We start from the raw sequence: 24,193 nt of genomic DNA, 5'->3' as shown, positions 1-24,193 counted from the left end.
TCAGATCATGAAACCGTACCTCTTCCTTATTGCACTCCTGACGATGTTGGCCGGTTGCGATCAACAACCGACAGGCGAGGTGATGCCAGCGGAAAAATCGGCCAACACCCTGCGCCTGAGTGACGCTACCTATGTGCTCCTCCGGGGCACACATCAGAAGTCGTATAAGAAACCGAACAGCGCGGGCTTCATGAGCATGCATGAGTTCGTCTATGCCGGCGTTGACAAAATCGCTGAAAACGACGTTTACGCTGTCCTGAAAAACAACGGCTACACGCGCAAGATTATCGGCAATGATGCAACCCAGTTCAAAGTGCAGTATTACAAAAAGTCCCAGCCACCGATCGGCGCTATTTTTGTGACGCGCGCCAAAGAAGGTGGGCATGAGACCCTCGCCAATATTTATTGGCAGGAAAAATAATGCACGCGCACCTCACATTTGCTTATACGGTTTCACGTTAGCATGAAACTTCAGCAGCAGATAAAAGCCACCATCGGCTGGTGTATTTCCCTGGGCGTGAAATTCGTCAAGGTGGTGCCGATCATTACCGGCCTGGTGCAAATCAGTACTTTGGCGAGCCAGATATTTCTTTTACTGGCTTTCTTCCTGCCCCTCAAAGTCATCATTCTCCTGGGCTCAGAAAAAACGCCTGCCTATTTTCCTTCGATCCTGCATACGCTCGAGAAGGATCATTTGATCTATGCATTGACGGCAGCGGCGGCCCTTTCCTATATCGCCTATCTGCTGGCGGAACTGGCGACCGCACTGCTGTGCCGTAAAGGCACCCAGACCCTCCTCGCTCGCACGTCCAAGCTCAATTTGTTCGAGAACCAGGAAAAAATTGCCACCAACGCCTACTCTCGCTTCAACCGAGCGATGGCAGGGGGGGCTTTTTTCGGCTTGAGCACGGTGGCGCTTGCCTTTGTATACCCGAGCCTGCTGCTGGCGATTTTCGCGTATCTGGCCGTAGCATCGACCGTTTGCGTGCTGGCCTACAACCACAGCAAGCGCATTCGCGATAGCTTCCACCAGCACTACAGCCCTATTCTGAATGCCTTGGCGGCAACAGGGTTCCTGCTGAGTTTCTTCGTCCTGGTGACTGACTTCCTGTATTTCCAGCACACCAAGATTTTCAACGCCGTCATCGCCGTTCTGATCATGCGCCAGGGCTTGCAGCGGCTGTCGAGCATGATGCTGGACGTTATCGGCCTGCGCATTCAGCATCGGCAGGTCAATGCGCTGTTTTATCAGTCTCAGCCGCTCATCGAACTGCGCCCGCAAAGCAATGGCTTGGACTATATCCTGCAGGCAGAAAACAGAGACAAATGGGTGCGCGAGCTGCTTCAAAAACTGAATGCTGAGGCGGTCGACAGCTATCAGATGCAATGGCATCAGGTGGGCTTTACCGATATCTACGCCTTCACCCTGCAGTTCGCCGATGACGCCGTTGAGCACAGCCTGCTGGTCAAAGTGTTTGGCAACAACATCTCATCCTCGGCGCTGCAGGAACGGGCGCTGCTGACGACGCAACGCGGCTTGCCAGTCTTGCCCTTTGTGGGTCATTACAAGGTCAGCAATATAGATTGCCATGTCTATCGATTTGAAGCGTCTGACAAGCTGGCCGGCCGGCAGATTGGCGAAGGCATACTTGGCGTGGCAAAGAGGCTGATACTACTGGAGCCCGCTGCAGAGCTGATTGCCCAATTCACCCGCACGCGCTTGTACCTCGAACAACGTCTTGATGAAGCCACGATCAGCTCGCTCCGTCTGGCGTGTATCAATGATGACGACACTCAACGTGTCGAGCGCATCATCAACACCCTGCCGTGCATTACCCGGCAACTGGCCGAGCTTCCTCGCCAGATCGTGCCCCTGGATGTCACCAATAACACACTACTGGCGTCCCCCTCCTCCGGCTTTGTCCTCAGCCACTGGAGTAATTGGCGCATTGAAGCGATTGGCTGCAGTTGGCCAATCGCGCAAAAAGATGCGCTTTTCGAAACGCTCGGCTCTAGCGACCAGCGCCCGGCACTTGCTAACGCCGAGCAGCAAAAGGTCTGGCTGGCTGCACTGATGTACATGCTGGAAAGACATATTGTGCGTAAAGACTATTCGGCAGCCCTTGCATTGACACCTGACATCGTCAGCTGCATCGAGATTTTTGATACACCCACAGCTGTAGAGGGCGCGACGCAATGACGAAAGTCTCGATGATTGTATGGAATGAGTTCCTCAACGACGCGCGCGTGATGAAGGAAGCTCAAACGCTGCAACGGGCCGGTTATCAAGTTCGCGTGTTCGCACTGCACACGCCAGGCGTCACCCAACAGCAGGCGGTGCTCGACGATGGCATAGAAGTTGTTCGAGTGGCCCGCTCGCCGCTTTGGAAACTGCGTAAGAAGAACCTGCAGCCTGCGGTGAAAGCCGGTGGCGAGTCTCAGCAGTCCGCGCCGGTGAAGCCCAGCCTGAAATTGCTTGTTCTAAGAGCTGTATCACGCGGGTGGACGCACCTCGCGCTGCTGTTCAAGATGCTTGAGTACCGGGCGACGGTCGTGCACTCGCATGACGTCAATACCCTGCCCACCGCCTGGCTGGCAGCAAAGTTGTCACGCGCCAGGCTGGTGTACGACGCACACGAAATCAGTACCAGCCGAGAAGGCTACAAGAGCCTGCGGAAGGTCGTCGGGTTTGTAGAAAAACAGCTGATGCCCTCGGCAAATGGCACGATCACCACAACCGATGCACGGGCCAAGTACTTTGCTCGCGCCTATGGCGTGGAGCGGCCATTGGTTCTACAAAACCGACCCAGGCTGATTGAAAGCCCACCCTCGAACCGCATTCGAGAAGAGCTCGGCCTGGTCGAGCCGTGGCCGATCGTTCTTTATCAAGGTGGTTTACAGCAAGGCCGCGGGCTGGAAAAACTGGTCCGCACGGCGCAGCACGTGCCTGATTGTTACTTTGTGCTGATCGGCGGAGGCCGGTTGACCCAACCGCTCACGCAGTTGGCGCAAGAACTGAACCTGCAGCACAAAGTGCATTTCATTCCAACGGTGGCCCTGGCCGAACTGCCAAGCTATACGGCCTCTGCCGACGTGGGTGTGCAACCTATTGAAAACACCTGCCTCAATCATTACACCACGGATTCGAACAAACTCTTCGAGTATGTAATCGCCGGGCTACCGGTGATTGCCACTGACTTCCCTGAAATCCGCAGGATTGTCAGAAGCAATGACATCGGCCTGCTGGTACCGGCCAATAACGAGCAAGCCCTCAGCCGCACAATCATTCAATTGCTGGAAGACCCCGCGCTGCGCGCACGGTTCGCCAGCAACGCCAGGAAGACGGCGCAAAACTTGAATTGGGAAAGCCAGGAAAAGTGTTTAGTTGATCTCTACGAGCGGGTGCTGCTCACCCACGCTCACACCAGGTAACCCGGCCGTGAAGACACGCATTCTCTTTTTGAGTTTTTACTACCCGCCGGACCTGTCGGCAGGCTCCTTCCGTGCCGAGGCATTGGTAAAAGCACTCTTGGATAATGTCGGCGACCATGTGGAAATCGATGTCGTTACCACACAGCCCAACCGGTACCATACCTTCAAGACCACGGCCTCGAGCTTTGAGCAGTCGCCGAGCCTGACCGTACGGCGACTGGCGGTGCCTGCCCATAAAAGTGGTTTCATTGACCAGGCGTTTTCATTCGGCTCGTTTGCCTACCAAGTATGCAAAGTAGCCAACAGCAAACAGTACGACCTGATCTTTGCCACCTCTTCGCGCTTGATGACAGCCTCGCTGGGCGCTTACATCTCCCGAAAAACAGGTACCAAGCTGTATCTGGACATTCGAGATATTTTTGTCGACACCTTGCAAGGGGTACTGCCACCTACCCTCGGCAAACTAGCTTCTGTTGTCTTTTCATCTATTGAAGCTAGCACGATCCGACAGGCTGACAAAGTTAATCTTATTTCACCTGGGTTTACGCCCTATTTTAACAAGCGCTACCCCGACAAGGTATTCACCTTGCATACCAACGGGATCGATGAGCTCTTCCTCACGCCGCCGCCGTTGCCGACGGCACCGGTCGTCACGCAATACCTGCCTGCGCTACCGCGCCGATTGAAAATTGTGTACGCAGGCAACATTGGTACCGGGCAAGGCCTGCACCTCATTGTCCCGCAATTGGCCAAGCACCTCGAGGATGAAGCCGACTTTCATCTGATCGGATCTGGCGGGGCCATCGAGCGCTTGAAGAAAGCACTGGCTCGCGAGCAGGTGACGAACGTCTATCTCGCGCCCCCGATGAAACGTGACTCTTTATTGAAGCTTTATCGTGAAGCCGATGTACTGTTCTTGCACTTGAATGACATGAAGGCGTTCCGTCGAGTATTGCCCTCCAAGCTGTTCGAGTACGCAGCAACCCAGAAACCTATTTTGGCAGGTTTGTCCGGGTACCCAGGTCGATTTGCAAGCAGACGCATTCACAATACGGCGGTATTCAGCCCCTGTGATCTCGAAGCCGCTATCAGATCATTCAGGAGCCTGGAACTGGGCCCCACAGCTCGAAATGATTTCATACAAAAATACTCGCGAACAGCTATCAAAAGGAGGATGGCCTTCGACTTGCTGACCACATCACCCAAGCATTCGGAGTTCGAGCAAACTGAATAGTCAAGGGTCGACAAGTTTGCTAGAATTCAGAGTTTAAATTTACATTAACAAACCCAAGGTCTAACGCTTAACATGAAAAAAATCACCTACGTCGCGGTTTTGTCCTGCCTGCTCGCTTTGGGCGGCTGCAATGAAGAAAAAGGGACTGACATCCAACTTCCTTCCGGCGAAAAGCTGACGCTCGAAGGTAACATGACAAAAAATGTTACCAAACCTATCGAAAACGGTACTTTCAAGACTTTCGAAATCCAGTACAACCTGGCTCAAGCTGAAACCAAGGCTAAAGTCGACGAGCGCTTCCGCGCACTGGGGTATGTTGCTGCCGAGCAGCCAAACGCTGAATCCGCGGCAGTTAAAGTACATTACATGAAGAAAAACTCTCCAACCATTGGTGTTTTGATCAATGATAAAAACCCAGCACTGGTGAGCATCTACTGGCAAGAAAAGCAGCAATAAGCTGCTCCGGCACCCGCGCATCGAAAGACGAATATTCCCACTGCCGAGCACTCACAGTGGGAATATCTTTTAGTGTCAATCACTGACCTGCATTGCGCTCGGCGCCCCACCCTGGGTCTGTGCCCCCCAACAGACTTATACCTGCATAAACGATCAATCAATCCTCACACAATCAGCGCCCAGCACCTCAATAATAATCAATCTGTCACCGCCCCACACTCAGGTTAGGCTACCTATGCACATTAACTACGAAGCGCTCACTACCGACTGGTTCGACAGAGCCATGGGAACGGGCCCACAAGGCGGTAAGTGGAAACCAAAGCATCACCTCGACCTATACAGGCAATGGCCAGAGCAGTATGTGGTTGATTTCAATCAACCCTTCAACCCTTTCGCCTTCGCTATTAACGCCTGTGCATTGGCGAGCGCCTGCAAGATTCAGGGCCCGTCAAAAGTAATACTCGACCAGATCGACTACCTGGACCTGGCGGCCTCTATCTACACTGACACACTGGGCAATCACAACTACATCAGAAACGATTTTTCATTCCCAATGTATTGGGCCACCATGAAAAAACCTTTCTATGGCGCCTTCATGAATGCGTACACCGCCTACGGCTACATGCGCATATTTGAAGCCACCCATGATGAGAAACATTTAAACAAAGCATTGAAGCTCATTTCGACGATAACATCCAACGACACCAAGCTCAAGTTATCCGAGAAAGACTCGCGTGGCGACCTCTGGCTTTACGAATATGTCTTCACCCCCCTGGAGACAGACGCAGAGCATTTCAAGAAGTTAGGCACTGAAAGCCAGCCGGACGGCACCATGCGCTTCCGGATTTATAACGGCCACATCGGCGCCTTGATTGCACTGCTAAAATTCAGAAAACTGACAAACATGGGATTTGTCGATGAAACCATCGAACAAGCCCTTTTAACAATGTCGAAAAATCTGGGGGGCCAGCTTTTAGATAATCAGTTTTTTTCCTACTCGATTGAAGCCCCACAACTTCCGGATTACGGGCAAGCGAGAGCAGTCCATCTTGCCAAGCAACTGTCCGAAGCCACGGATGATGAGCAACTAAAACTCACGTATCAAGCTTTTGATAAGTTCTACCGTGAGTCAATCAAGGACCGCGAGAAAGAGGTTTATGCCGCGGGAAGAGCAACTGCACGCGAGTTGTACACCCCGCTCAAATCGATATGATCGATAGCGACGTGCAGTGCAGCAGGAACCCAAGCGAGGCCAAAGGCGCGTCATTGGGTTCCCCCCATCTCGACCCCCTCATCGCGGGACATCCCGAGCGTTAACTGAATGCTTGTTAAGAGTACGCATGTACTCCAGCCCGAGAGCGCGACTGCGTTGCATTCCTACTGGAGCCTAGGGATAATGGATTGTCCGAGACGTACGCAGCATGCCCGCTTATGGATTGCTGTTTGAAACATCACCACATGAGGCTGACAGGAACAGTGATCAAGAACTTACTGATTTACGGTAGCTGTGTATCCAGAGATATATTCAACTTAGAGGATAGCCGGGTCTTTAAGTTAACCGATTACTTTGCCAGGTCTTCAATGGCGTCACTGTCGAGCTCGCCCTATGCCAATGATGCGGCATTAGACCGTATACCCTCAGCTTTCCGACGACGTATGGTCGGGTATGACTTTTCCAAAGAGCTGATCCTCCAGCCTGAACGACTGTCCAGCGCCGACATCATATTGATCGACTTGATTGACGAGCGGTTCGACCTCGTCGCCCTGCCGACAGGCCAAGTCATCACCCACTCAAGCGAGCTTACCGAAAGCGGCCTGCTGGCTGACAGCGACATACAAGGGTTTCGATTAATTCAGCAAGGCACTGAAGAACGCAGAGCGCTGTGGCTTGAAGGCATGCAGAAGTTCATTGAGCTGCTGAAGCAGCACAACAAGCTGGACAGCGTACTTGTCAATAAAGTCTACTGGGCTTCCCAGTTTGAAACACCGAGCGATTCAAACTTCCCAGTTACCCTTACTGCAGTAAACAAGGCCAACCAGGAGCTGGAATGGATGTATGCTGCGCTTCATAGCCAGCTGGAAGACAACCAATTCCTCACCTTCCCGCCTGAACTCCTAACCGCCGATGAGTCTCATCGCTGGGGCGCATCGCCCTTCCATTATTGTGAGGGCTATTACAAAGAAGCGCTCTCGCAGTTAACCTCCAAGCAAAAGTCGATTGGTGGTGATAACCCCGCGATCAACGACGCGTCAGGCAAAGCCCCCCTGGTGTCCGACGGCGCCAAAATCACGGTGGCGGCTTACAGAACAGAAAGTGAAATTTTCGCGCATTGCTCATTGGTCATGGACGGCAAGATCTATGAAAATGGCAACTTCGCTTTCTATTTGCTGATTGATGGCGTTCGCCATGATGTACGCTGGTACGAGCCGTCACCGCGCGCACGATTCCCTATCCCTGATACACCTGGCGAACTCGTAGTGGTGGCATTTTACAAGGACCCGCAAGATCAACAAACTTCCAATAAACGAAGCGTCAGTTGCCTGACACGTTAACCAGGCAAGGCAAACCCAACGCTGACATCTGACTTTCAAGCAGTGGCCGCCATTAGAGCAACCACTGCATGCCACTCATCGAATACCCGGACAGCCCTACGTATTGCCTTTCACGCCGGCGAGGATATTGGGCATTTTCTGGTACAGTTTTACCGAACCTGTAATGCTCAGGTGCCCATTGTCACGATAGATGGGGACCCCATCGATGATGGTTTTACACGCCTTTTCGTCACACAAGACATCAGACAAGTACACCACCTTGGCACCCAGGGCCGTTTCAGCGTATTTCATCAGGTCATTCATCTTTTTATTCGCCCGGTCAAAGGCTGACCTTGCCAGCATGCATTTAGCCGACGGATCAGAGAATGAGGGCTTGGCCACTTCATTCTGAATGCACGAAACAAGCGCATTATCAATACGTGGTGGAGGCGAGATAATCACCACGTCCTTTCCAAGCGATTTAAGCTTTTCGACAACATTGTGCATATCTTGCTTCGCACGTTCGGGTGTCGATTTAGCGATTTGCATCGCACCGCCCCCGTCAAAAGAAATCGTCTCGAATGTATCCTGCACATACTGCCCGTACGACCCTGCCAAAATAACGGTCGTAATCGATGGGTGCTCACTAATAAATTTGAAAGCACTGTCATTGAACCCTACACACTGCCGCGCCTGCACCTCGAAGTCGCTACGCTTCGTATTGGGCGCTGCGTTCAAGAAGGGCGCGCATGCGCTGCGGGTAGCCTGGCGAATGTCGATTTTCTGCGACTGTAACATTCCTGGAATGTTGTGCATGGCAAAAGAGTCACCCCAAACAATAATCTTGGGGTTTGCCGAAGTCCGGCACTGCTCAGTATCTTTATAAATATTGGCACCGCAAGACCTGTCAAGCCCATAGTTTGGAGCGAACAGTTCGTTTATCTTCTCAGCAGACTGGCCTTTCAGGAACGTATGCGAAAGACCGAACAACGCTAGGGTCAGCGCAGGGAAAACGACCATCGACGGCTTGAAGCCATAAGGCATTTTCCTGAACGGCTCTTCTATCCACCTGTGCAACGCAATAGCCGACAAGAGCGATGCCGCGAGTAATGCACCTTTGACAACCAGGCTATCAGTATCGATCGAGGCATTAGCCAACGCGATTATTGGCCAGTGAACGAGGTACAGCGAATACGAAAGATCGCCAAGCTTATTGACGAACAGCATCCGCGCCTGACCATTCAATAAACGGTGATTGGCCAGCAGTATAATCGCCGTTGCAAAGCAAACCACCACGGCATCGAGGCCCGGATGCGAAAGGCCCGAGTTAACAAATGGCGACGCCAACAGAACCGCAAAAGCAGGTACTGCCAGTTTTAACGAGACGCTTTTGACAATGCCGTTATGAACGACCATCGACGCGACACTACCAATGAGTAGCTCCCATGCTCGAGTGGGGAGCAAGTAGAACGCCGCTGACGGGTTGCTTGCAGAAAGGTAGAGGCAACCCATGAAGCTTGCAATGGCAAGCACAATGAGGATCTTTTTCCAATGCTTGGCGGGCGTGAAAGCCAGGAGCGCAGGAACGACGAAGTAGAACTGCTCCTCTACCGCCAGCGACCACATGTGCAGCAGTGGCTTGGTGGCGGATTCGATATCGAAATATCCAGCTTGGCTAAGCAATACAAAGTTCGTGGAGAACGTCAACGCGCCAATGACTTGCTGCTTCATCGATTCGATCTGCATCGGTGGCAGGAAGAATTTAGCTGCAATGATTGTCGCCAGGAGGGTAACGAAAGACGCCGGTAGCAGGCGCTTTGCTCGACGGAGGTAGAACTGCTTGAATGAAAAGTTATCGCGCGCCAGTCCCTTGGACACAATCGATGTGATCAAGAAGCCTGAGATCACGAAGAAAATATCTACACCCAGGTATCCATACTGAAATCCAGGGATCGCCAAGTGTTCAAGCACCACAAATGCAACGGCAAGTCCCCTTAGGACTTGTATATCAACCCTGATTGTAGACATCGACATCCCGGCTCGTTTCGTTCGACAGCCGCGAATTGTATATCTAAATATTGAGGGCACCAAGGACGACAAAGGCTGCCGCGAGGTGCTCACGAGCGGGTGCCGACAGCCTCACAAGCACACCGCGCAGAGTGAAAGCGTCATTCTTCATCCGGGCACGCCACGCACTTACATCTGCAAACCGCATTGAAGTACCCGGCGCACACCCGAACACCTACCCTTAGCTCATTACCTCACGGCTCCAACCGCCGCTGCTGATAAATCCAGTCCACAATCTCGCCATCCGGCGCATACCCGATCACCGTCTCCCGCAACAGTTGCCGAACCCGCACAAAGTCGTCATGCGCCACCGCCGCCAACAGCTCCCGCAACGCATCCTTGAGCACGTCCCACGACATGAAATCTTCATTGGCACTCATGATCATTGGATGCCGGGTGGCAATCACGTTGTCACCAATCAGCAGCTCCTCGTAGAGCTTCTCCCCTGGCCGCAGGCCGGTGAACTGAATGGCGATGTCGCCCATCGGGTTTCGTTCGGAACGGACGCTGAACCCGGACAGGTGAATCATCTTCTCTGCCAGCTCGACAATCCGCACCGGCTCGCCCATGTCGAGGACGAACACGTCACCGCCCTTGCCCATGGAGCCGGCCTGGATCACCAGCTGCGCGGCTTCGGGGATGGTCATGAAGTAGCGGGTGATTTTCGGGTGGGTAACGGTCAGTGGGCCGCCGGCCTTGATCTGTTTGTGGAACAGCGGGATCACAGAGCCCGAAGAACCCAGCACATTGCCGAAACGCACCATGGTGAAACGGGTCTTGTTGACCTGCGAGACTTTGCCGCTATCACCGAACAGCACCGGTGCTACTTCGCGGCTCAGGGCTTGCAGGGTCATTTCGGCAAGGCGTTTGGTGCTGCCCATCACATTGGTCGGGCGTACCGCCTTGTCGGTGGAGATCAGCACGAAGTTGGCTACCCCAGCCTGCAAGGCGGCCTGGGCTGTGTGCAAGGTGCCGATGACGTTGTTCAGCAAGCCTTCGGCAATATTGTGCTCGACCATCGGCACGTGCTTGTAGGCCGCGGCGTGGTAGACAGTTTCGACCCGCCAGGTCTTCATGATGTCGAGCAGTTGCGCCTGGTTGCGCACCGAACCGAGGATCGGGATCAGGCACACAGACAACGATTCGCGCGCAATGCGCTGCTCCAGCTCGGAGAGGATGCTGTAGAGATTGAACTCGCTGTGGTCGAACAGCAGCAGGGTTTTCGGCGACTGGCCGAGAATCTGCCGGCACAGCTCCGAGCCGATCGAACCACCGGCGCCGGTGACCATGACAGTCTGCTCGACGATGCAGCGTTCTAGCAGGTCGGCCTGCGCCGGCACGGTGTCACGGCCCAGCAGGTCGGCAATGTCCACTTCCTGGATGTCGTCGACTTTGACCTTGCCGCTGGCCAGGTCGACGAAGCTCGGAATACTGCGCACGTGCAGCGGATAACCTTCAAGGAAATTGAGGATTTCGCGACGTCGGGTGCGGGTGGAAGACGGGATGGCCAGGAGGATTTCCTGGGCGCCGGTGGCGTCGATCATTTCCTGCAATTGTTCGGGGCGGTAAACCTGCAGGCCGGCGATTACCCGGTCGGTGATGCTGGTGTCATCGTCGATGAACGCTACTGGGCGTAATGTCTTGTCGGTGCGCAAGGCGGCGACCAGCTGGTTGCCGGCACCGCCAGCGCCATAGATGGCAACCCTGGGCAGGCCGTTGTCACGGCTGGCGAAGGGCACGTGCTGCACGGCGGCTGCAAACCAGTCGCCGAGGAAGTACTGGCGCATGGCCAGGCGCAGCCCGCCGATCATGATCAGGCTCAGCCACCAGTAGTTGAAGGTGATGGACCGGGGTACGACGTTCTGATGGTTGCTGGCCCAGTAGATGATAAAGCCCAGGATCAGCGACGACAGGGTCACGGCCTTGATGATGGCAATCAGCGCGTCGTTGCCGAAGTAGCGCATCACCGCGCGGTACAGGCCAAAGCGGATGAACAGGGGGATGGCTACCACCGGTGCGGTGAGGAACAGCCAGCCGTGGTCGATGATGGGGTTGGCCAGCTCATCGATGCCAAGGCGAACCACAAAGGCCAGCCACAGGGCGGCCCAGATCAGCACGATGTCGGTCAACACCTGCAGCAAGCGTTTATGCCTACGAGGTAGAGCAAGCAGTTTAGCGCGCACCTTATCCATCGCTCCTCTGAAACGTTTCCAGAAATTCCCTGACATCGAGTTGCTCACATTACCTTAGTGTCAATCTTCACATTCGCCTGCGTGGAAGCGGACCGCCAACACAATCAATGGGATATAGGCCAGCACCACGCCCACGGCGCCATCCAGGCCAAGCTTTGCAACACAGAACGCGATCGGCAGCAGCCAGCACAGGTTCAGCACGGCAACCGCGAGTGTGACCGGCAGATGCTTGCCGAATTCCCTGGAAGCAAACTGATAGGCATGGCTGCGATGAGCCTCATAGACCTTGTCGCCGCGCAACAAGCGCCTGACGAGGGTGTAGGTCGCATCGACAATGAACACGCCGAGCAGAATCAGCCAGCACCAGAGCATCGGCGGTGAAACCCAGGCAGCTTGCAGCGACAGGCCGCCGAGGACGATACCGAGGAAACCGCTGCCTGCGTCGCCCATGAAAATTTTTGCTGGGGGAAAATTCCAGAACAGGAACCCGGCGACAGCAGCGGCCAGCAACAAGGGCAGAACGGCATGGCTGCCCAGGCCCGTCAGAGAGTATAGCGACGCCGCGCCCAGGCACACGGTAATGGCCTCGATACTGGCGATGCCGTCGATGCCGTCCATGAAATTGTAGAGGTTGAGCAACCAGACCAGGTATACGGCAGCGAGCACACCGCCCAGCCACCCCAGGTCCAGCACCCAGCCGAACAGTGCCAGCGGTGGCAACCCGCCCATCCACGCCAGCATCCAGGTTGCGGCGACGAAATGCCCGAGCAGGCGCCAGCGTGCGGCAATGTGGCCGTGGTCATCCATGAAGCCGATGATCGCGATCAGGGCACCCCCACCGCCCAGCGCGACGAGCGAGTGGATGCCCTCGGCGCCGGTCAGCATGAGCCCGACGATGGCCAGCAGGAAGGTCAGGACAATGGCGACACCACCGCCACGGGGCGTCGGTACGGTATGCGAGCTGCGGGCATTGGGCACGTCGATGACGCTGCGTGCCAAGGCGTAGCGGCGCAGGCCTGCGGTCATCAACAAGGACAGCACCAGTACAGCGGGAAGAGACCACAAAAGCATCATTTCTTGTCGTTTTCCTGATAGTGCCTGGCAGTTGCCAGAAGTGCCGCATCCACGCTCACAGGTGGTTGCCAACCGAGTAATTCGCGGGTCTTGCGGATGTCCACCTGCAATGAGCCACACAGGCGCTGCGACAACGCGGCCTTGCCCAACGCTTTGGCAGCGCTGCTCAGCACCCAGGCCGGCACCGGCAGCAAACGTGCCGGCTTGCCCAACGCCTGGGCCATGCGCCCGAGCAGTTGGGTGGTGGACAGGTCTTCGCCGTCGCTCACCAGAAACACTTGGTCAGCGGCTGCCGGGTGGTCGATGCAGGTCAGCACCAGGTCGACCAGGTTGCCCAGCGCCACCAGGCTGCGGCGGTTGTGGATGGCACCAAAGGGCAAGGGCACACTACGGTCGAGCCAGCGCATCATGCTGAGGAAATTGGCCTTCACGCCCGGGCCATACACCAGCACAGGGCGAATGATGACGATCTGCATGCCGGTCTGTGCGCCGAGCGCCAGCAAGCCCTGCTCTGCCTCGTGCTTGGAGACGCCATATGGGTCGACCGGGCGTGGCAGGTCGTCTGCGGTGTACGCTTTGCCGGGTTCGGTCTGCTCGCCATTGACCTTGATCGAACTGACGAAGACGAAACGTCGGGCACCAGCAGCACTCGCCGCACGGGCTAACGCCAGGGTGCCGTTGACGTTGATCCGGCGAAATTCGGCCAACGGGTCGACGGCGGTATCCGACATGACATGCACCCGCGATGCGCAATGCACGACAACCTCGGGCTTGTGCGCCTGCAATTCGGCTGTCTGGTCGTCTGTGAGATCGCCAATGGGGTAAGTGATGACCCCGGCAGGCACATGGCGCAGGGGTGAACGCAAAGGTACGACGGTTTCGACATTTGCGTTGCGACTGAGCGCCTGCAGCACCGCTGCGCCCACAAAGCCGGACGCGCCAGTCAAAAGTACTCTCATTCTCACCTGATCGCTTTTTTTGGTTTATTGGCTATTACTATCGGATAGATCGCATGACAACGGAAGGCATCTGCATCACGCGATGAAATTTCCGACAAAAACCAGCCTTGAACGACGACACAATAGCCTATTGCGCGTCATCAAACTGACTCAATGCACACGACCCTAAAGAATCTGAAAGAAAACTACAAATCGGCTAATCGATATCAAAGTGCCCTAAGCTCGCTGCTTGCAGACCATGGACAGGGTTTGCAAAACAAAACAGAATCCCTGCTCCCATTCAAGTGCCAATAAGAACTCATGTCCAAAGGGAAAGTCACCAACGCGCTCTCCTCCCCGATTGCCGCGAGTATTGCCGCTATATTTGGCCGTTTTCTGCTTCTTGGGGCGGGAGCCCTGACCGGCATCATCATTCCGCTGACCATGCCGCAGGCTTCGGTAGGCGTGTTTTTTCTGGCCCAATCGCTGATCGCGGCCCTCGCCACCGTGGGGCAACTGGGCTTGAGCATCACCGCACCAGCCTGTATTTCCACAGCCCAAGGGCACCGCGATAGCGGGCAGGTGAAGCAGGTAATCCGCCGTACACTGCTGATTGCCGTACTCTCCACCCTGGCACTGGCGATCGGCTTCAACCTCTTCATGCAGGTGTTTTCGCGCTATGAAGGCGCCGACTTGCTGCGTCTGCTTCACGCCATTGCCCCCCTGGTCTCGATCAGCATGGTCCTGGCCGCGATGACCACCATCCTGTCCGAGCAGCACCGGGCGCTTGGCCATTTCGTACAGGCCAGCTTCCTCACCACCGGGGCTAGTGTGGCCAGTGCGGCGACCGTCATCCTTGCCTGGCGGGGCGAACTGCAACTCAACCTCGACATGCTGGTCCTGGCGGGCGCAGTGGGGGCCAGTTGTACCGCGCTGCTGGGTGCCTACAGCCTCAGGCGCTGGTATCGGGCGCAAGCCGCCAGCAAGCCCGCGACAGACATCGGTTATGCCACCCTGCTACGGGAAACCCGTCCCAACCTCACCACCACCGTGGTGCTGTTCGTGATGTCGCAGGCCGACTTGTGGATCATCGCCTGGTTTGGCGATGCCGAAGGGCTGGCCATCTATGGCCTGGCCACGCGCCTGGCGGCGCTGGTACTGATACCGCTGGCAGTGATCAACACCGTGGTAGCACCGTCGATCGGGCGCATCTGGGTGCGTGGCAAGAAGCGCTACCTGCAACGCGTGCTGGGGGTCGGTGCCGGTGCTGCGACGCTGCTCGGCCTGGTGGGTTATCTGCTGTTCATTGCGTGCGGCCAGTTCTTGCTGACCCACGTATGGTCCAGCGACTATGCCGATGCTTACTATATTTTCGCCATATTGGGCATGTCGCAACTGGCGCAGACCTACGCAGGCACTGCCGGATTCGTACTGATGATGCTGCAGAAGCAACATGTCGCCATGCGCATTTCGGTAGTCAGTGGCGCGTGCATGATCGCCGTCGGGCTACTGGCGATGTGGCTGTATGGAATCATCGGATTAGCCGTGGTATACAGCCTCGGCGGGGTCTGCCAGTCACTGGCGCAAATCTATTGCGTCAAGCGGATATTCAATCTGAACACCACTGCGGATTACACTTCATTGCGCCGTTTCGTGCGCCTTTATTACCGTCGAAAGGTCTCTCATGGTCGCCAGTAACATACAGCCCAAGGTTTCGATCGTCATTCCTACCTACAATACTGGGCGTTATGTGCTGGATGCGATCGACAGTGTGCTTGCGCAGACCTATCCGCATGTCGAGCTGATCGTCGTCGACGACGGTTCGAGCGACGAGACCCCTGCCCTGCTCGAGCAGCACCCGGGCAATTTCATTCGCTATCGGCAGGCCAACGCCGGGCAGAGCGCAGCGATGAACTTTGGCTGGCAACAGAGCAGCGGTGAGCTGCTGGGCTACCTCAGCGCTGATGATCGGCTGCATCCGGGCGCGGTCGAGGCCATTGTCGCCGCCATGGCCCAAGCGCCCGAGGCGGTGCTGGCCTACCCGGACTTCTGCGTCATCGACGAAGACTCCAAACCTGTACGCACCGTGCACACCCCTGATTATGAAGAGCGCCTGCTGATCGCCAACTTCCAGTGCCTGCCTGGGCCGGGGGCGTTGTTCCGCCGTTCGGTATGGGAGCAAGTGGGCGGCTGGAACACTGGCCTGCGCAACATCCCCGACATGGACTTCTTCCTGCGTCTTTGCCAACACGGGCCTTTTACCCGCGTGCCGACACCGCTTGCAGATTTTCGCATCCATTCCGGCTCGACCACTTACAACCCTTGCAACGCCGAACGCTCCGACGAGCCGCTTCGGGTCATCAACAGCCTATACCAGACGCGCGGGCTGTCGCCCTCCATCCTGGGCTGGAAGCGCAAGGCGCTGGCCAATGCCCTGATGCTGTCTGGCTTCATGCACGGCTTCTCTGGCCGCTATACGCTGTTCCTGGCGCGCATGGGCAAGGCGGCCCTGCTCGACCCTTCTTCGCTCCTGTCACGCAAGATGGTCAGCTATGTATTGACTATCGTCAGGCCTAAATCCAAAGCCTGAACCTTGGCCAGGGCAGCGTCAGCGCAACACTCAACTGAACAGCAACACCGGGGTGCGTCAATGATTCAAGCTGTCCAAGGGCACTTGCTGGGCAATCGCTACCTGCAAGCCACGGCGATGATGGTCGTGGCCATTGCCACGGTCGCGGCGGCCTTGAATTATCCTGCCTCGCTGCTGCCGCTGTTGCTCAATGGCGCGCTGGCGGCGCTGCTGGTGCGCAGCGTGCTGAACAACCGCACCAGCTTCTTTTCGTTCTTCCTGCTGGCCTTTCTGATCCTTGGCTGCTGGGCAAAGCTGGTGCTGCACTTCATCCTGGATACCCAGTTCATCGAACCGATAGGCGCCTTCGACGACTCGCCGCAGCTGTGGGACGCCGCGCTGATGGCGCTGAACATCACCTTCGCCACACTGCTGGTCTGCCAAACCATCGCCTCACGCCAGCGGCCCCCGGTGGCCATCTCTGTCGACAAGCCCCGGGCACTGCTGGTACCTGCCCTGTGGCTGGCGTTCGCGCTGACTGGCCTGCTGCTGGCACTCAACTTCAAGTACGCCATTCTCAAGGTAGGCACCGAACCCGCCCTCAAGCTGCCCAGCGTCGTTTATGTGCTGGTATCGTTCATGATCGCCTGGGGCAACCTGATCCTTCTGGCCACCCTGGGTTACTGGCTGGTGCAGGCACGCAGGATGAAGCTGGAGGTGCTGTTCTACATCCTCATTCTGGAAGGCGCGATAACGGCGGTTTCCATGGGCAGCCGGGCGCAAATGATCCTCCACGTTGCGGCTCCGTTCGTGGTCTACCTTACCCACAGCCGTGAGCTGGTCACGGCGTTACGCGTGGTCCAGTGGGTCAGGATCCTGGCCGTCACCGCAGCGCTGTTCGTGGCCTCGCTGCTGCTGGTTTCCGCCGATCGCCTGCATTCGTTCGCCCAGGCCAGGCCGGTCGGGGCGCCGGTTGCCGTCAGCAGCCAGCTACTGGCCAGCGCCGCCAACCAAACCAGCGCTCAACCGAACCTCGCGCTCGGCGGCATGACCCTGGTCCCCGCCGACGCCGCCCAAGCCGTCACGGCCATGCTCGCCCCCGCCATGCCGTTGTTGCGCATCGCCACCCAGGCAGTACCGCTGCCCGTGATGCCACCCGAAGAAACAGCACAGATCAAGCGCGAACGCTGGAAAGGCATGCTCATGGAACTGAGCAAGCTGGTGGTGGACCGTTGGGTAGGCCTGGAAGGCGTACTGGCAGTCGTCAGCCACGAGGACACCGGCTGGCCGCTGTTTGTCCGCAGCCTCGCCGAGCGCCCGGAAAGCGGCACCCAGGCAATTTACCAGCGGATGTCGGATGCGCAGTACCAGACCTTCGAAAACTTCACCTTCATGACCATTCCGGGCCCGATTGCCATCCTGCTCTACAGCGGTAATCTTGCGTTGTTGGCAGGGGGCCTGGCGTTGTTGTTCCTGGTCGGCACCCTGGCCGAACGGCTGGCCAGCCAGCTGGTCGGCAATATCTTCACCCAAGCCACCATAGGCGTAGCGTTGGCGTATCTGGTGGTGCAAACCAACTTCCCTCGCGTGCAGTTCTTCTTCCTGATCGAACTGCTGGGTTTCATCGCAGGGTTATATCTGGCACGCATCCTGGTGACTGCGCCACGGCCAGGTCAGGCATCCCTCATACCGACCCCTTAGCCGCTGTCGCAGTTGTAAGAAAATTCCGACGAACGTCGTGTTTTGTAGCGCACACTTTCGCTCAACTTTTGTCACAGTTAGGTCAACCCTCATTATTACAGACCAGGCACATGCCGCTGCTGAACCCAGCAAGCGGCATGCCCAGGTGTGATCAGGCAGATCCCCTACGATGACAGCAGCTATCAGGACTTACAGCGCGACCCCGTCCCTCGATGCATGCGTAGCGCCGCTTTTTGCACTGTGTGCATGGGTGACGCTGAACCCGTATTTTCTCTGGTATTCGTTGCGGCATATGGCGGTTGCAGGGCTGCTCTCAGGTTGCCTGGCCGTCGTTGCATTCCTGCTCGGTGATCGGCCACGCCGGCGCGAGCTGCCAGGGTTCATCCTGATCTGCCTGTTCGTGGTCTATATCAGCATGCTGCCCAAGATCGACGGCACCACCACACGCTGGTATTTCGTACTCCCAACGCTGATGGCATTGTGTGTGTTTTCCGACCAGCGACGCGGCAAGGTGCTGCAGTGGTTTGGCTGGATCTTTGCTATCAGCCTGATCCCCGGCATCGTTGTATCCCTGTGCGCCATCGCCAACATCCCCATTACGCTGGACCGCGTGCCCCTGCTCAACCCGACAATGGCCGAAGCAGGTGGGTACTACCTGCATGCCCCGGGTGCGTTGCTGTTGTCGGGCAACAACCTGTCGCTTCCCTGGGGAGGCGAACTGTATCGGCTGTGCGCGATGTACGATGAACCCGGCATGGTCGGCACCCTCGCCGCCTTCCTGTTGGCAGGAAACCGGTTCCGCCTCAAGCCCTTCCCGTTTCTGATCATTTTCGTCGGCGGCGTGCTGTCGTTCTCGCTGGCTTTTATCGTCATGGCATCGCTGGGCTTCCTGTTCCGCCTGGTACAGGCCCGTTCACCGATCACGTTGCTGCCCTTGGCCGTGCTTGGCCTGTTCGGCCTGCTGGTGCTGGGCATCATCAAGCCCAGCGCACCGCCGCCACCTGTCGCGCAGGCAGCCACGCAGGCAGCCGATGAAAAAGCAGTGACTCAGAGTGGGGATCTACTGTTCTCACCCGCCGCCGACTCCGCCAACGGGTCAGCCAGTGATGCTGCGACAACGCCGCAAGTGCCGGCAGCCCAGCAGCCAGAACAGCACCTTCGCCAGACTCAGTACCTCAATAACCGGTCGCTGCCGGAAATGGACAAACTGTTGGCGCGCTATTTCGATGCTGACACCAAAACCCTGCTGTTCGGCATGGGCGCTGACTCCAGCGTGGTGTATGGCGGGGTGTCCCAGGTTGTCACGCGATTGCTCACGGACTTCGGCCTGATAGGGTCGCTGTTGTTCGCCCTGAGCATGATAAGCCTGACCTTGGCCATTACGCATAATGCCAAGCGCCGGTTGTGGGTGTTGCTGTTCTTCGCGTTGTTCGCGCTGAGCATCTACCAGCGGCCCATCGTCTGGATGCCCTATGCCTTCACCATGTTCATCTGCAGCTCGACGCTGGCCGGGCGCCGCAAGTCTGCATCGAACCTGCAGCAGCCAGCTACCTGAAGCCGCTGGCGCCGTGCACGTAGCCCGTGCTACGGGCACGGCGCAACCTCAATCCTTCATCGACCCACTGCGCAGCAGTTGGGTGAAGCGACGCAGCATGACCTGAACCGTCGCCGACCAGGTGTAATGCCCAAGGATGAAGGCTTTGAGCCGCGCGCCCTTGGCCTTGAGCTCAGCCTCATCTTCCAGCATCCGTTGCAACCCCGAAGCGATGCCGTCAGCGCTGGCTGGAACCACCATGCCGCCCTGTACATCCTCGACCTGGTTGAACCCGCAGGTGTCGGTCAGCAGTACCGGCAGCCCGACCACGCCTGCCTCCAGTGCAACCAGCGACATGGCTTCCGAGCGCGACGGGATGACCAGCAGCATCGCCTGGCGATAGACCTGGGTGCGTTGCGCCTCATTCAGAAAACCGATGAAGTGGATCCGCTCGGCCAACCCTGACGCGCTCACCTGTGCCTGCAAAGCTTGTTGCATGCCAAAATCCGGCCCGGCCATCACCAGCGGGTACCGCTGCGCGGCCGGCGTATCGAGGTAGGCCTGAATCAGATAATCCGGCCCCTTGACCGGGGCTAGCCGCCCCATGAACAGAATGAAGGGTTCGTCTGGAACAGCGATGCTGGGTGCCTGCTGCTGCTCGCCTGGCTCGGCCACGGCGTTGCCGATCACCGGCACACTGGCCTGAGGGACGTCAGCTACCCGCGCAATCACGCCCTGCTCCAGGTCGGTAATCGCGATGAAGCCCGAGGCGCCTTTGATCAACCAGCGCCCGACGCTCAAGTGGAAGGCTTTCTTGATCGTTGATGGCGCCCCCACCGAAGCGAATTCCCCTGCCGGGCACAAAACGTAGGGGCGCCTTGCGAACAGCGCGAGCAGGCCCATGGCCACGCTCAGCAGGTTCCAGTAACCCATGATGTGCAGCACATCGGCATTGCGCACCAGGCGCCAGGCACGCCAGGGGTTGAGCAACGGGATGGGAAAGTGCTGGCCGATACGGCCGGTGATGTAGCTTTGCACGCCGTGCTCATCGAACTCGCGCTGCCAAGAGTTGCCGGTCATGGCGATGGCTGCACAACCGCTCCCCGCCTTTGCCAGATGGGTGGCCAGGTGGCGGGTACGCTCGGCCGTGCCACCGCCCAGCTTGGCATCGAGTGAAATGTTGACCAGCAGTACCTTCATGCCGACTCCTTGAGCACTGCAATGTAGCGGTGCAGTTGTTGCTTGAAGTCTGCCGTCGGGGGCTGCCGCCATTCGGCAAGCCGGGCTTCGCTGAACCGTCGCATGGGGTTGGCATTGCTGACCTTGCGCAGGCGTAGCAGCAGCCCTAACAGGGCCTGGGGCACATGCGGCAGGTAGCTGATCGATGGTCGCCCGAATGCCTTCAGCAGGGCATCCTGCAGGTAGCCGAAGTTGTTCTCGGCCGCCGCATCATCGGTCACCAGCACCACCTCGCCTTGACGTATCTCGGGCACTTGCGCCACGAACACCAACGTCTGCACCACCTTTTCGACACTGACCAGGTGCATCCGCCGCGGCCCGTACAGCACCCGGCGCAAGCCCAGCTTCCAGGCCGGGGCACTGGAAACTTCACGCACGAACGACACGATGTTCAACCCACCATCGCCAAACACCGCACCCAGGCGCAGCACCAGTACTTCAAAACGGCTGGCAGCCACCGCCCGCACCAAGGTCTCGGCAGCGGCATGCTCGCGCTCGTAGGGGGTTCGGGGCTGGATCGGGGTAGCGGCATCGACCACCGGGTCCGGGGCAGCGCCGAAGACATCGATACTGGATACATGCACATAGCGCTTCACCGGCACTTGCTCACAGGCTTTCAGCACATTGACGATGGCAGGTTCGAACCAGCCGCTGCCATCTGGCCTGAGCAGGTTGATCACGGTACAACCGGGCGCCAGGATGACCGCCAGCGATTCGGGGTCATTCACATCGAACCGTTCGATGCGCACGTTGGCGGCGCGCAACCAGTCAGGTTCGGTACGGTGAATCGCATAGACGACTTCGGTGTCACGAAGTGCACTGCATGAATCCAGGAAGTGCCGGCCGACAAAGCCGCTTCCCCCAATAACCACCAGCTTGTTCATGTGCTGTTCAATCCTCCATGCGGCCTGTTTCGGCAGTCGCCTTTGCCCCACTCGGTCGCACCACCGGGCCTCGCGTAACAGAGGGGCAGGCATTGCGGGGGGCGGGGGGCGGCACGCCTGGGCATGCCGGTGCTGGGCACGGCAGAGATGCAGGGCTGCCCGCGATCAACCGACGGGCAGCCTTGGCGAGTTGCTTTACTTGGACCAGACCGTGCGGTTGATGTAGTCCGTGTAGCTGTAGACGATACGCACGACCTGCTTGGACACCGGGCCGCCGAGGTAGTCCTGCACAACCGGCATCACCCGATGGGTGCGGTCATGCTGGCTGATCACCACGCGAACGGCATCCAGTACGCGATCCGGCGTGAGGCCGCACATAATCAGCGTACCTTCGTCCATGCCTTCGGGCCGCTCATGGGCATTACGAATGGTCACTGCTGGAAGATTGAGCAGCGAAGCCTCTTCGGTAATGGTCCCGCTGTCGGAGAGCACGCACAACGCACCCATTTGCAGGCGGATGTAGTCCAGCAGGCCGTAAGGTTTGACGAAGCGGATCAGCGGGTGATCGAGGCTCTCGCCCAGGTCTTCGAGGCGTTTGCGGGTGCGTGGGTGGGTCGAGACGATGATCGGATGGCCATAGGCATCGGCAAGCGCGCGCAACGAGGCAAGCAGGTCGCGCAAGTTCTGCGGCGTATCGACGTTCTCTTCGCGGTGCGTGCTGACGATGAAGTACTTGCCCTCCTCCAGCGCCTCACGCTCCAGCACCGTCGAGGCATCGATTCGCGGCCGGTAGTAGTCGAGCACTTCCTGCATGTGCGAGCCGGTCTTGATGATGGTTTCCGGGCGAATACCTTCATCCAACAGGTAACGCCGGGCATGCTCGGTCAGTACCATGTTGATGTCGCTGAGGTGGTCGAGCACCTTGCGGTTGAGCTCCTCCGGCACGCGCTGATCGAAACAGCGGTTACCCGCTTCCATATGGAAAACAGGAATCTTGCGACGCTTGGCGGCGATCACCGCCAGGCAGGTATTGGTATCGCCGTAAAGCAGCAGCGCATCGGGCTTTTCCAGCTCGAAGATTTCATCCGACTTGGCAATCACTTCGGCGATCGTACCGGCCGCCGTCGTACCCACGGCGCCCAGGAAGTGGTCCGGCTTGCGAATACCCAGGTCGTCGAAGAACACCTGGTTGAGCTCGTAATCGTAGTTCTGCCCGGAGTGCACCAGGATGTGGTTAGCCTGCTCATCGAGTTCAGCGATGACGCGGCTCATCTTGATCAGTTCGGGCCGAGTACCGACCAGGGTCATGACCTTAAGCATTGAGTTCTTCCTGGATGTAGTCGAGTTTCAGCAGCAGGGCCTTGATGCCCTCGATATCAAGCCGCTCGGTATTGTGAGAGGTGTAGTCATCCAGCTCGGAGATATGCTGCTCGCCTTCGACAAAGTACTTCTTGTAGTTCAGGTCGCGGTTATCAGCAGGGATACGGTAGTAACGGCCCATGTCATCGGCCTTGGCCATCTCTTCTCTGGAAATCAGCGACTCATAGAGCTTCTCGCCATGGCGGGTGCCGATCACTTTTACCGGGTTTTCCCGCTTGAACAGCTGCTTGAGTGCTTCTGCCAGGTCTGCGACGGTCGACGCTGGCGCTTTCTGCACGAAGATGTCGCCCTGCTCGGCATTTTCGAATGCGTGCAGCACCAGGTCGACGGAGTCTTCCAGCGACATGAGGAAGCGCGTCATGTTCGGGTCGGTCACCGTCAACTCGTTACCGGCCTTGAGCTGGTCGACGAACAGCGGAATCACCGAGCCACGCGAAGCCATCACGTTGCCGTAACGGGTCGCACAAATCACCGGGCCTTGCTGAGGGATCATCCGCGACTTGGCGACCATGAGCTTTTCGGCCATGGCCTTGGAAATGCCCATTGCATTGATCGGGTACACCGCCTTGTCGGTACTGAGTACCACCACGCGCTTCACGCCGTTGGCAATGGCCGCGTTCAACACGTTCTCGGTGCCGATGACATTGGTCTTGACCGCTTCCATGGGGTAGAACTCGCAGGACGGCACTTGCTTGAGCGCTGCGGCATGGAAGATGTAGTCGACCCCGACCATCGCCTCGGCAACACTTTGATAGTCGCGCACGTCGCCGATGTAGAACTTCACCTTGTCATTACCCAGGGCGATACGCATGTCTTCCTGCTTCTTCTCGTCACGGCTGAAGACGCGGATTTCCTTGACCCTGGTGTTTAAAAAACGCTTGAGTACCGTATTGCCGAAAGAGCCGGTACCACCGGTGATCATTAGAATTTTGTTATCGAACACGTGTGCGCTCCTTGTAAT

General features: G+C 57.4%; 19 protein-coding genes. 11 read left to right on the top strand and 8 right to left on the bottom strand.

The genetic code is table 11. The features are described from left to right. Nucleotides 1-7: 7 nt before the first annotated feature. The 7 genes from LJX93_RS06595 to LJX93_RS06565 all read left to right on the top strand — a co-directional run bounded on the left by LJX93_RS06595 (nucleotide 8) and on the right by LJX93_RS06565 (nucleotide 7,675). A complete protein-coding gene (locus LJX93_RS06595) occupies nucleotides 8-421 on the top strand; it encodes a hypothetical protein (protein WP_095064132.1) in 414 nt (137 codons plus the stop codon). 42 nt (nucleotides 422-463) lie between these two features. Continuing rightward, entirely contained in the window at nucleotides 464-2,200 is a 1,737-nt protein-coding gene (locus tag LJX93_RS06590; protein WP_095064131.1) for a hypothetical protein, read from the top strand. Beyond that, nucleotides 2,197-3,432, top strand: coding sequence for a glycosyltransferase family 4 protein (locus LJX93_RS06585; protein ID WP_095064130.1), 1,236 nt, complete (start codon nucleotides 2,197-2,199; stop codon nucleotides 3,430-3,432). Before LJX93_RS06590 ends, LJX93_RS06585 begins: the two co-directional genes overlap by 4 nt. Nucleotides 3,433-3,439: 7 nt before the next feature. Beyond that, a complete protein-coding gene (locus LJX93_RS06580; protein ID WP_095064129.1) occupies nucleotides 3,440-4,666 on the top strand; it encodes a glycosyltransferase family 4 protein in 1,227 nt (408 codons plus the stop codon). 72 nt (nucleotides 4,667-4,738) lie between these two features. Continuing rightward, nucleotides 4,739-5,122 carry a hypothetical protein gene (locus LJX93_RS06575; RefSeq protein WP_186659330.1) on the top strand — a complete coding sequence of 128 codons (384 nt, stop codon included), beginning with the start codon at nucleotides 4,739-4,741 and terminating at the stop codon, nucleotides 5,120-5,122. Nucleotides 5,123-5,357: 235 nt separating this feature from the next. Beyond that, complete coding sequence (locus LJX93_RS06570; protein ID WP_227696862.1) at nucleotides 5,358-6,335, top strand: D-glucuronyl C5-epimerase family protein; 978 nt, start codon at nucleotides 5,358-5,360, stop codon at nucleotides 6,333-6,335. Nucleotides 6,336-6,565: 230 nt separating this feature from the next. Further along, nucleotides 6,566-7,675 carry a DUF6270 domain-containing protein gene (locus LJX93_RS06565; protein ID WP_227696861.1) on the top strand — a complete coding sequence of 370 codons (1,110 nt, stop codon included), beginning with the start codon at nucleotides 6,566-6,568 and terminating at the stop codon, nucleotides 7,673-7,675. A 96-nt stretch (nucleotides 7,676-7,771) separates the two neighbouring features. On the opposite strand, the gene LJX93_RS06560 is transcribed toward LJX93_RS06565, so the two are convergent. The 4 genes from LJX93_RS06560 to LJX93_RS06545 all read right to left on the bottom strand — a co-directional run bounded on the left by LJX93_RS06560 (nucleotide 7,772) and on the right by LJX93_RS06545 (nucleotide 13,946). Further along, entirely contained in the window at nucleotides 7,772-9,688 is a 1,917-nt protein-coding gene (locus LJX93_RS06560) for an acyltransferase family protein (protein WP_227696860.1), read from the bottom strand. Between the two features lie 227 nt (nucleotides 9,689-9,915). Further along, the gene (locus tag LJX93_RS06555; RefSeq protein WP_033700679.1) at nucleotides 9,916-11,913 is read right to left on the bottom strand and encodes a polysaccharide biosynthesis protein; all 1,998 of its coding nucleotides are present in this window, start codon (nucleotides 11,911-11,913) and stop codon (nucleotides 9,916-9,918) included. Between the two features lie 60 nt (nucleotides 11,914-11,973). Beyond that, a complete protein-coding gene (locus LJX93_RS06550) occupies nucleotides 11,974-12,987 on the bottom strand; it encodes an MraY family glycosyltransferase (protein WP_047581776.1) in 1,014 nt (337 codons plus the stop codon). Further along, nucleotides 12,984-13,946: an NAD-dependent epimerase/dehydratase family protein gene (locus LJX93_RS06545; RefSeq protein ID WP_084213291.1), complete on the bottom strand. Its 963-nt coding sequence runs from the start codon at nucleotides 13,944-13,946 to the stop codon at nucleotides 12,984-12,986. The genes LJX93_RS06550 and LJX93_RS06545 overlap by 4 nt, the downstream gene beginning before the upstream one ends. A 300-nt stretch (nucleotides 13,947-14,246) precedes the next feature. On the opposite strand from LJX93_RS06545, the gene LJX93_RS06540 reads away from it, so the two are divergent. The 4 genes from LJX93_RS06540 to LJX93_RS06525 all read left to right on the top strand — a co-directional run bounded on the left by LJX93_RS06540 (nucleotide 14,247) and on the right by LJX93_RS06525 (nucleotide 19,750). After that, nucleotides 14,247-15,623 carry a lipopolysaccharide biosynthesis protein gene (locus LJX93_RS06540; RefSeq protein WP_047581772.1) on the top strand — a complete coding sequence of 459 codons (1,377 nt, stop codon included), beginning with the start codon at nucleotides 14,247-14,249 and terminating at the stop codon, nucleotides 15,621-15,623. After that, nucleotides 15,610-16,515: a glycosyltransferase gene (locus LJX93_RS06535; RefSeq protein ID WP_033700682.1), complete on the top strand. Its 906-nt coding sequence runs from the start codon at nucleotides 15,610-15,612 to the stop codon at nucleotides 16,513-16,515. Before LJX93_RS06540 ends, LJX93_RS06535 begins: the two co-directional genes overlap by 14 nt. Nucleotides 16,516-16,575: 60 nt before the next feature. Then, nucleotides 16,576-18,195 carry a hypothetical protein gene (locus LJX93_RS06530; RefSeq protein WP_227696859.1) on the top strand — a complete coding sequence of 540 codons (1,620 nt, stop codon included), beginning with the start codon at nucleotides 16,576-16,578 and terminating at the stop codon, nucleotides 18,193-18,195. A gap of 250 nt (nucleotides 18,196-18,445) precedes the next feature. Continuing rightward, nucleotides 18,446-19,750 (top strand): hypothetical protein, encoded by a 1,305-nt coding sequence (locus LJX93_RS06525; protein ID WP_227696857.1) that lies wholly within the window; start codon nucleotides 18,446-18,448, stop codon nucleotides 19,748-19,750. Between the two features lie 48 nt (nucleotides 19,751-19,798). On the opposite strand, the gene LJX93_RS06520 is transcribed toward LJX93_RS06525, so the two are convergent. The 4 genes from LJX93_RS06520 to LJX93_RS06505 form a co-directional block, all read right to left on the bottom strand. Further along, nucleotides 19,799-20,929, bottom strand: a complete 1,131-nt coding sequence (locus LJX93_RS06520; protein ID WP_227696856.1) for a glycosyltransferase — start codon at nucleotides 20,927-20,929, stop codon at nucleotides 19,799-19,801. Beyond that, entirely contained in the window at nucleotides 20,926-21,852 is a 927-nt protein-coding gene (locus LJX93_RS06515) for an NAD-dependent epimerase/dehydratase family protein (RefSeq protein ID WP_033700687.1), read from the bottom strand. The genes LJX93_RS06520 and LJX93_RS06515 overlap by 4 nt, the downstream gene beginning before the upstream one ends. A 195-nt stretch (nucleotides 21,853-22,047) precedes the next feature. Continuing rightward, nucleotides 22,048-23,172 (bottom strand): non-hydrolyzing UDP-N-acetylglucosamine 2-epimerase, encoded by a 1,125-nt coding sequence (gene wecB / locus LJX93_RS06510; protein WP_033700689.1) that lies wholly within the window; start codon nucleotides 23,170-23,172, stop codon nucleotides 22,048-22,050. Further along, a complete protein-coding gene (locus LJX93_RS06505; RefSeq protein ID WP_033700690.1) occupies nucleotides 23,165-24,175 on the bottom strand; it encodes a polysaccharide biosynthesis protein in 1,011 nt (336 codons plus the stop codon). Before LJX93_RS06505 ends, wecB begins: the two co-directional genes overlap by 8 nt. Nucleotides 24,176-24,193 lie beyond the last annotated feature (18 nt).

It is taken from the genome of Pseudomonas sp. HN2-3 (assembly GCF_020691745.1).
GTDB classification, from domain to species: Bacteria; Pseudomonadota; Gammaproteobacteria; order Pseudomonadales; family Pseudomonadaceae; genus Aquipseudomonas; species Aquipseudomonas capeferrum.
This window is presented reverse-complemented; position numbering and strand designations above follow the sequence as displayed.

Coding starts and splice junctions, on each gene's coding strand:
- LJX93_RS06595 (WP_095064132.1), top strand. CDS start 8: ATGAAACCGTACCTCTTCCTTATTGCACTCCTGACGATGTTGGCCGGT.
- LJX93_RS06590 (WP_095064131.1), top strand. CDS start 464: ATGAAACTTCAGCAGCAGATAAAAGCCACCATCGGCTGGTGTATTTCC.
- LJX93_RS06585 (WP_095064130.1), top strand. CDS start 2,197: ATGACGAAAGTCTCGATGATTGTATGGAATGAGTTCCTCAACGACGCG.
- LJX93_RS06575 (WP_186659330.1), top strand. CDS start 4,739: ATGAAAAAAATCACCTACGTCGCGGTTTTGTCCTGCCTGCTCGCTTTG.
- LJX93_RS06570 (WP_227696862.1), top strand. CDS start 5,358: ATGCACATTAACTACGAAGCGCTCACTACCGACTGGTTCGACAGAGCC.
- LJX93_RS06560 (WP_227696860.1), bottom strand. CDS start 9,688: ATGTCGATGTCTACAATCAGGGTTGATATACAAGTCCTAAGGGGACTT.
- LJX93_RS06555 (WP_033700679.1), bottom strand. CDS start 11,913: ATGGATAAGGTGCGCGCTAAACTGCTTGCTCTACCTCGTAGGCATAAA.
- LJX93_RS06550 (WP_047581776.1), bottom strand. CDS start 12,987: ATGATGCTTTTGTGGTCTCTTCCCGCTGTACTGGTGCTGTCCTTGTTG.
- LJX93_RS06545 (WP_084213291.1), bottom strand. CDS start 13,946: ATGAGAGTACTTTTGACTGGCGCGTCCGGCTTTGTGGGCGCAGCGGTG.
- LJX93_RS06540 (WP_047581772.1), top strand. CDS start 14,247: ATGTCCAAAGGGAAAGTCACCAACGCGCTCTCCTCCCCGATTGCCGCG.
- LJX93_RS06535 (WP_033700682.1), top strand. CDS start 15,610: ATGGTCGCCAGTAACATACAGCCCAAGGTTTCGATCGTCATTCCTACC.
- LJX93_RS06530 (WP_227696859.1), top strand. CDS start 16,576: ATGATTCAAGCTGTCCAAGGGCACTTGCTGGGCAATCGCTACCTGCAA.
- LJX93_RS06520 (WP_227696856.1), bottom strand. CDS start 20,929: ATGAAGGTACTGCTGGTCAACATTTCACTCGATGCCAAGCTGGGCGGT.
- LJX93_RS06515 (WP_033700687.1), bottom strand. CDS start 21,852: ATGAACAAGCTGGTGGTTATTGGGGGAAGCGGCTTTGTCGGCCGGCAC.
- wecB (WP_033700689.1), bottom strand. CDS start 23,172: ATGCTTAAGGTCATGACCCTGGTCGGTACTCGGCCCGAACTGATCAAG.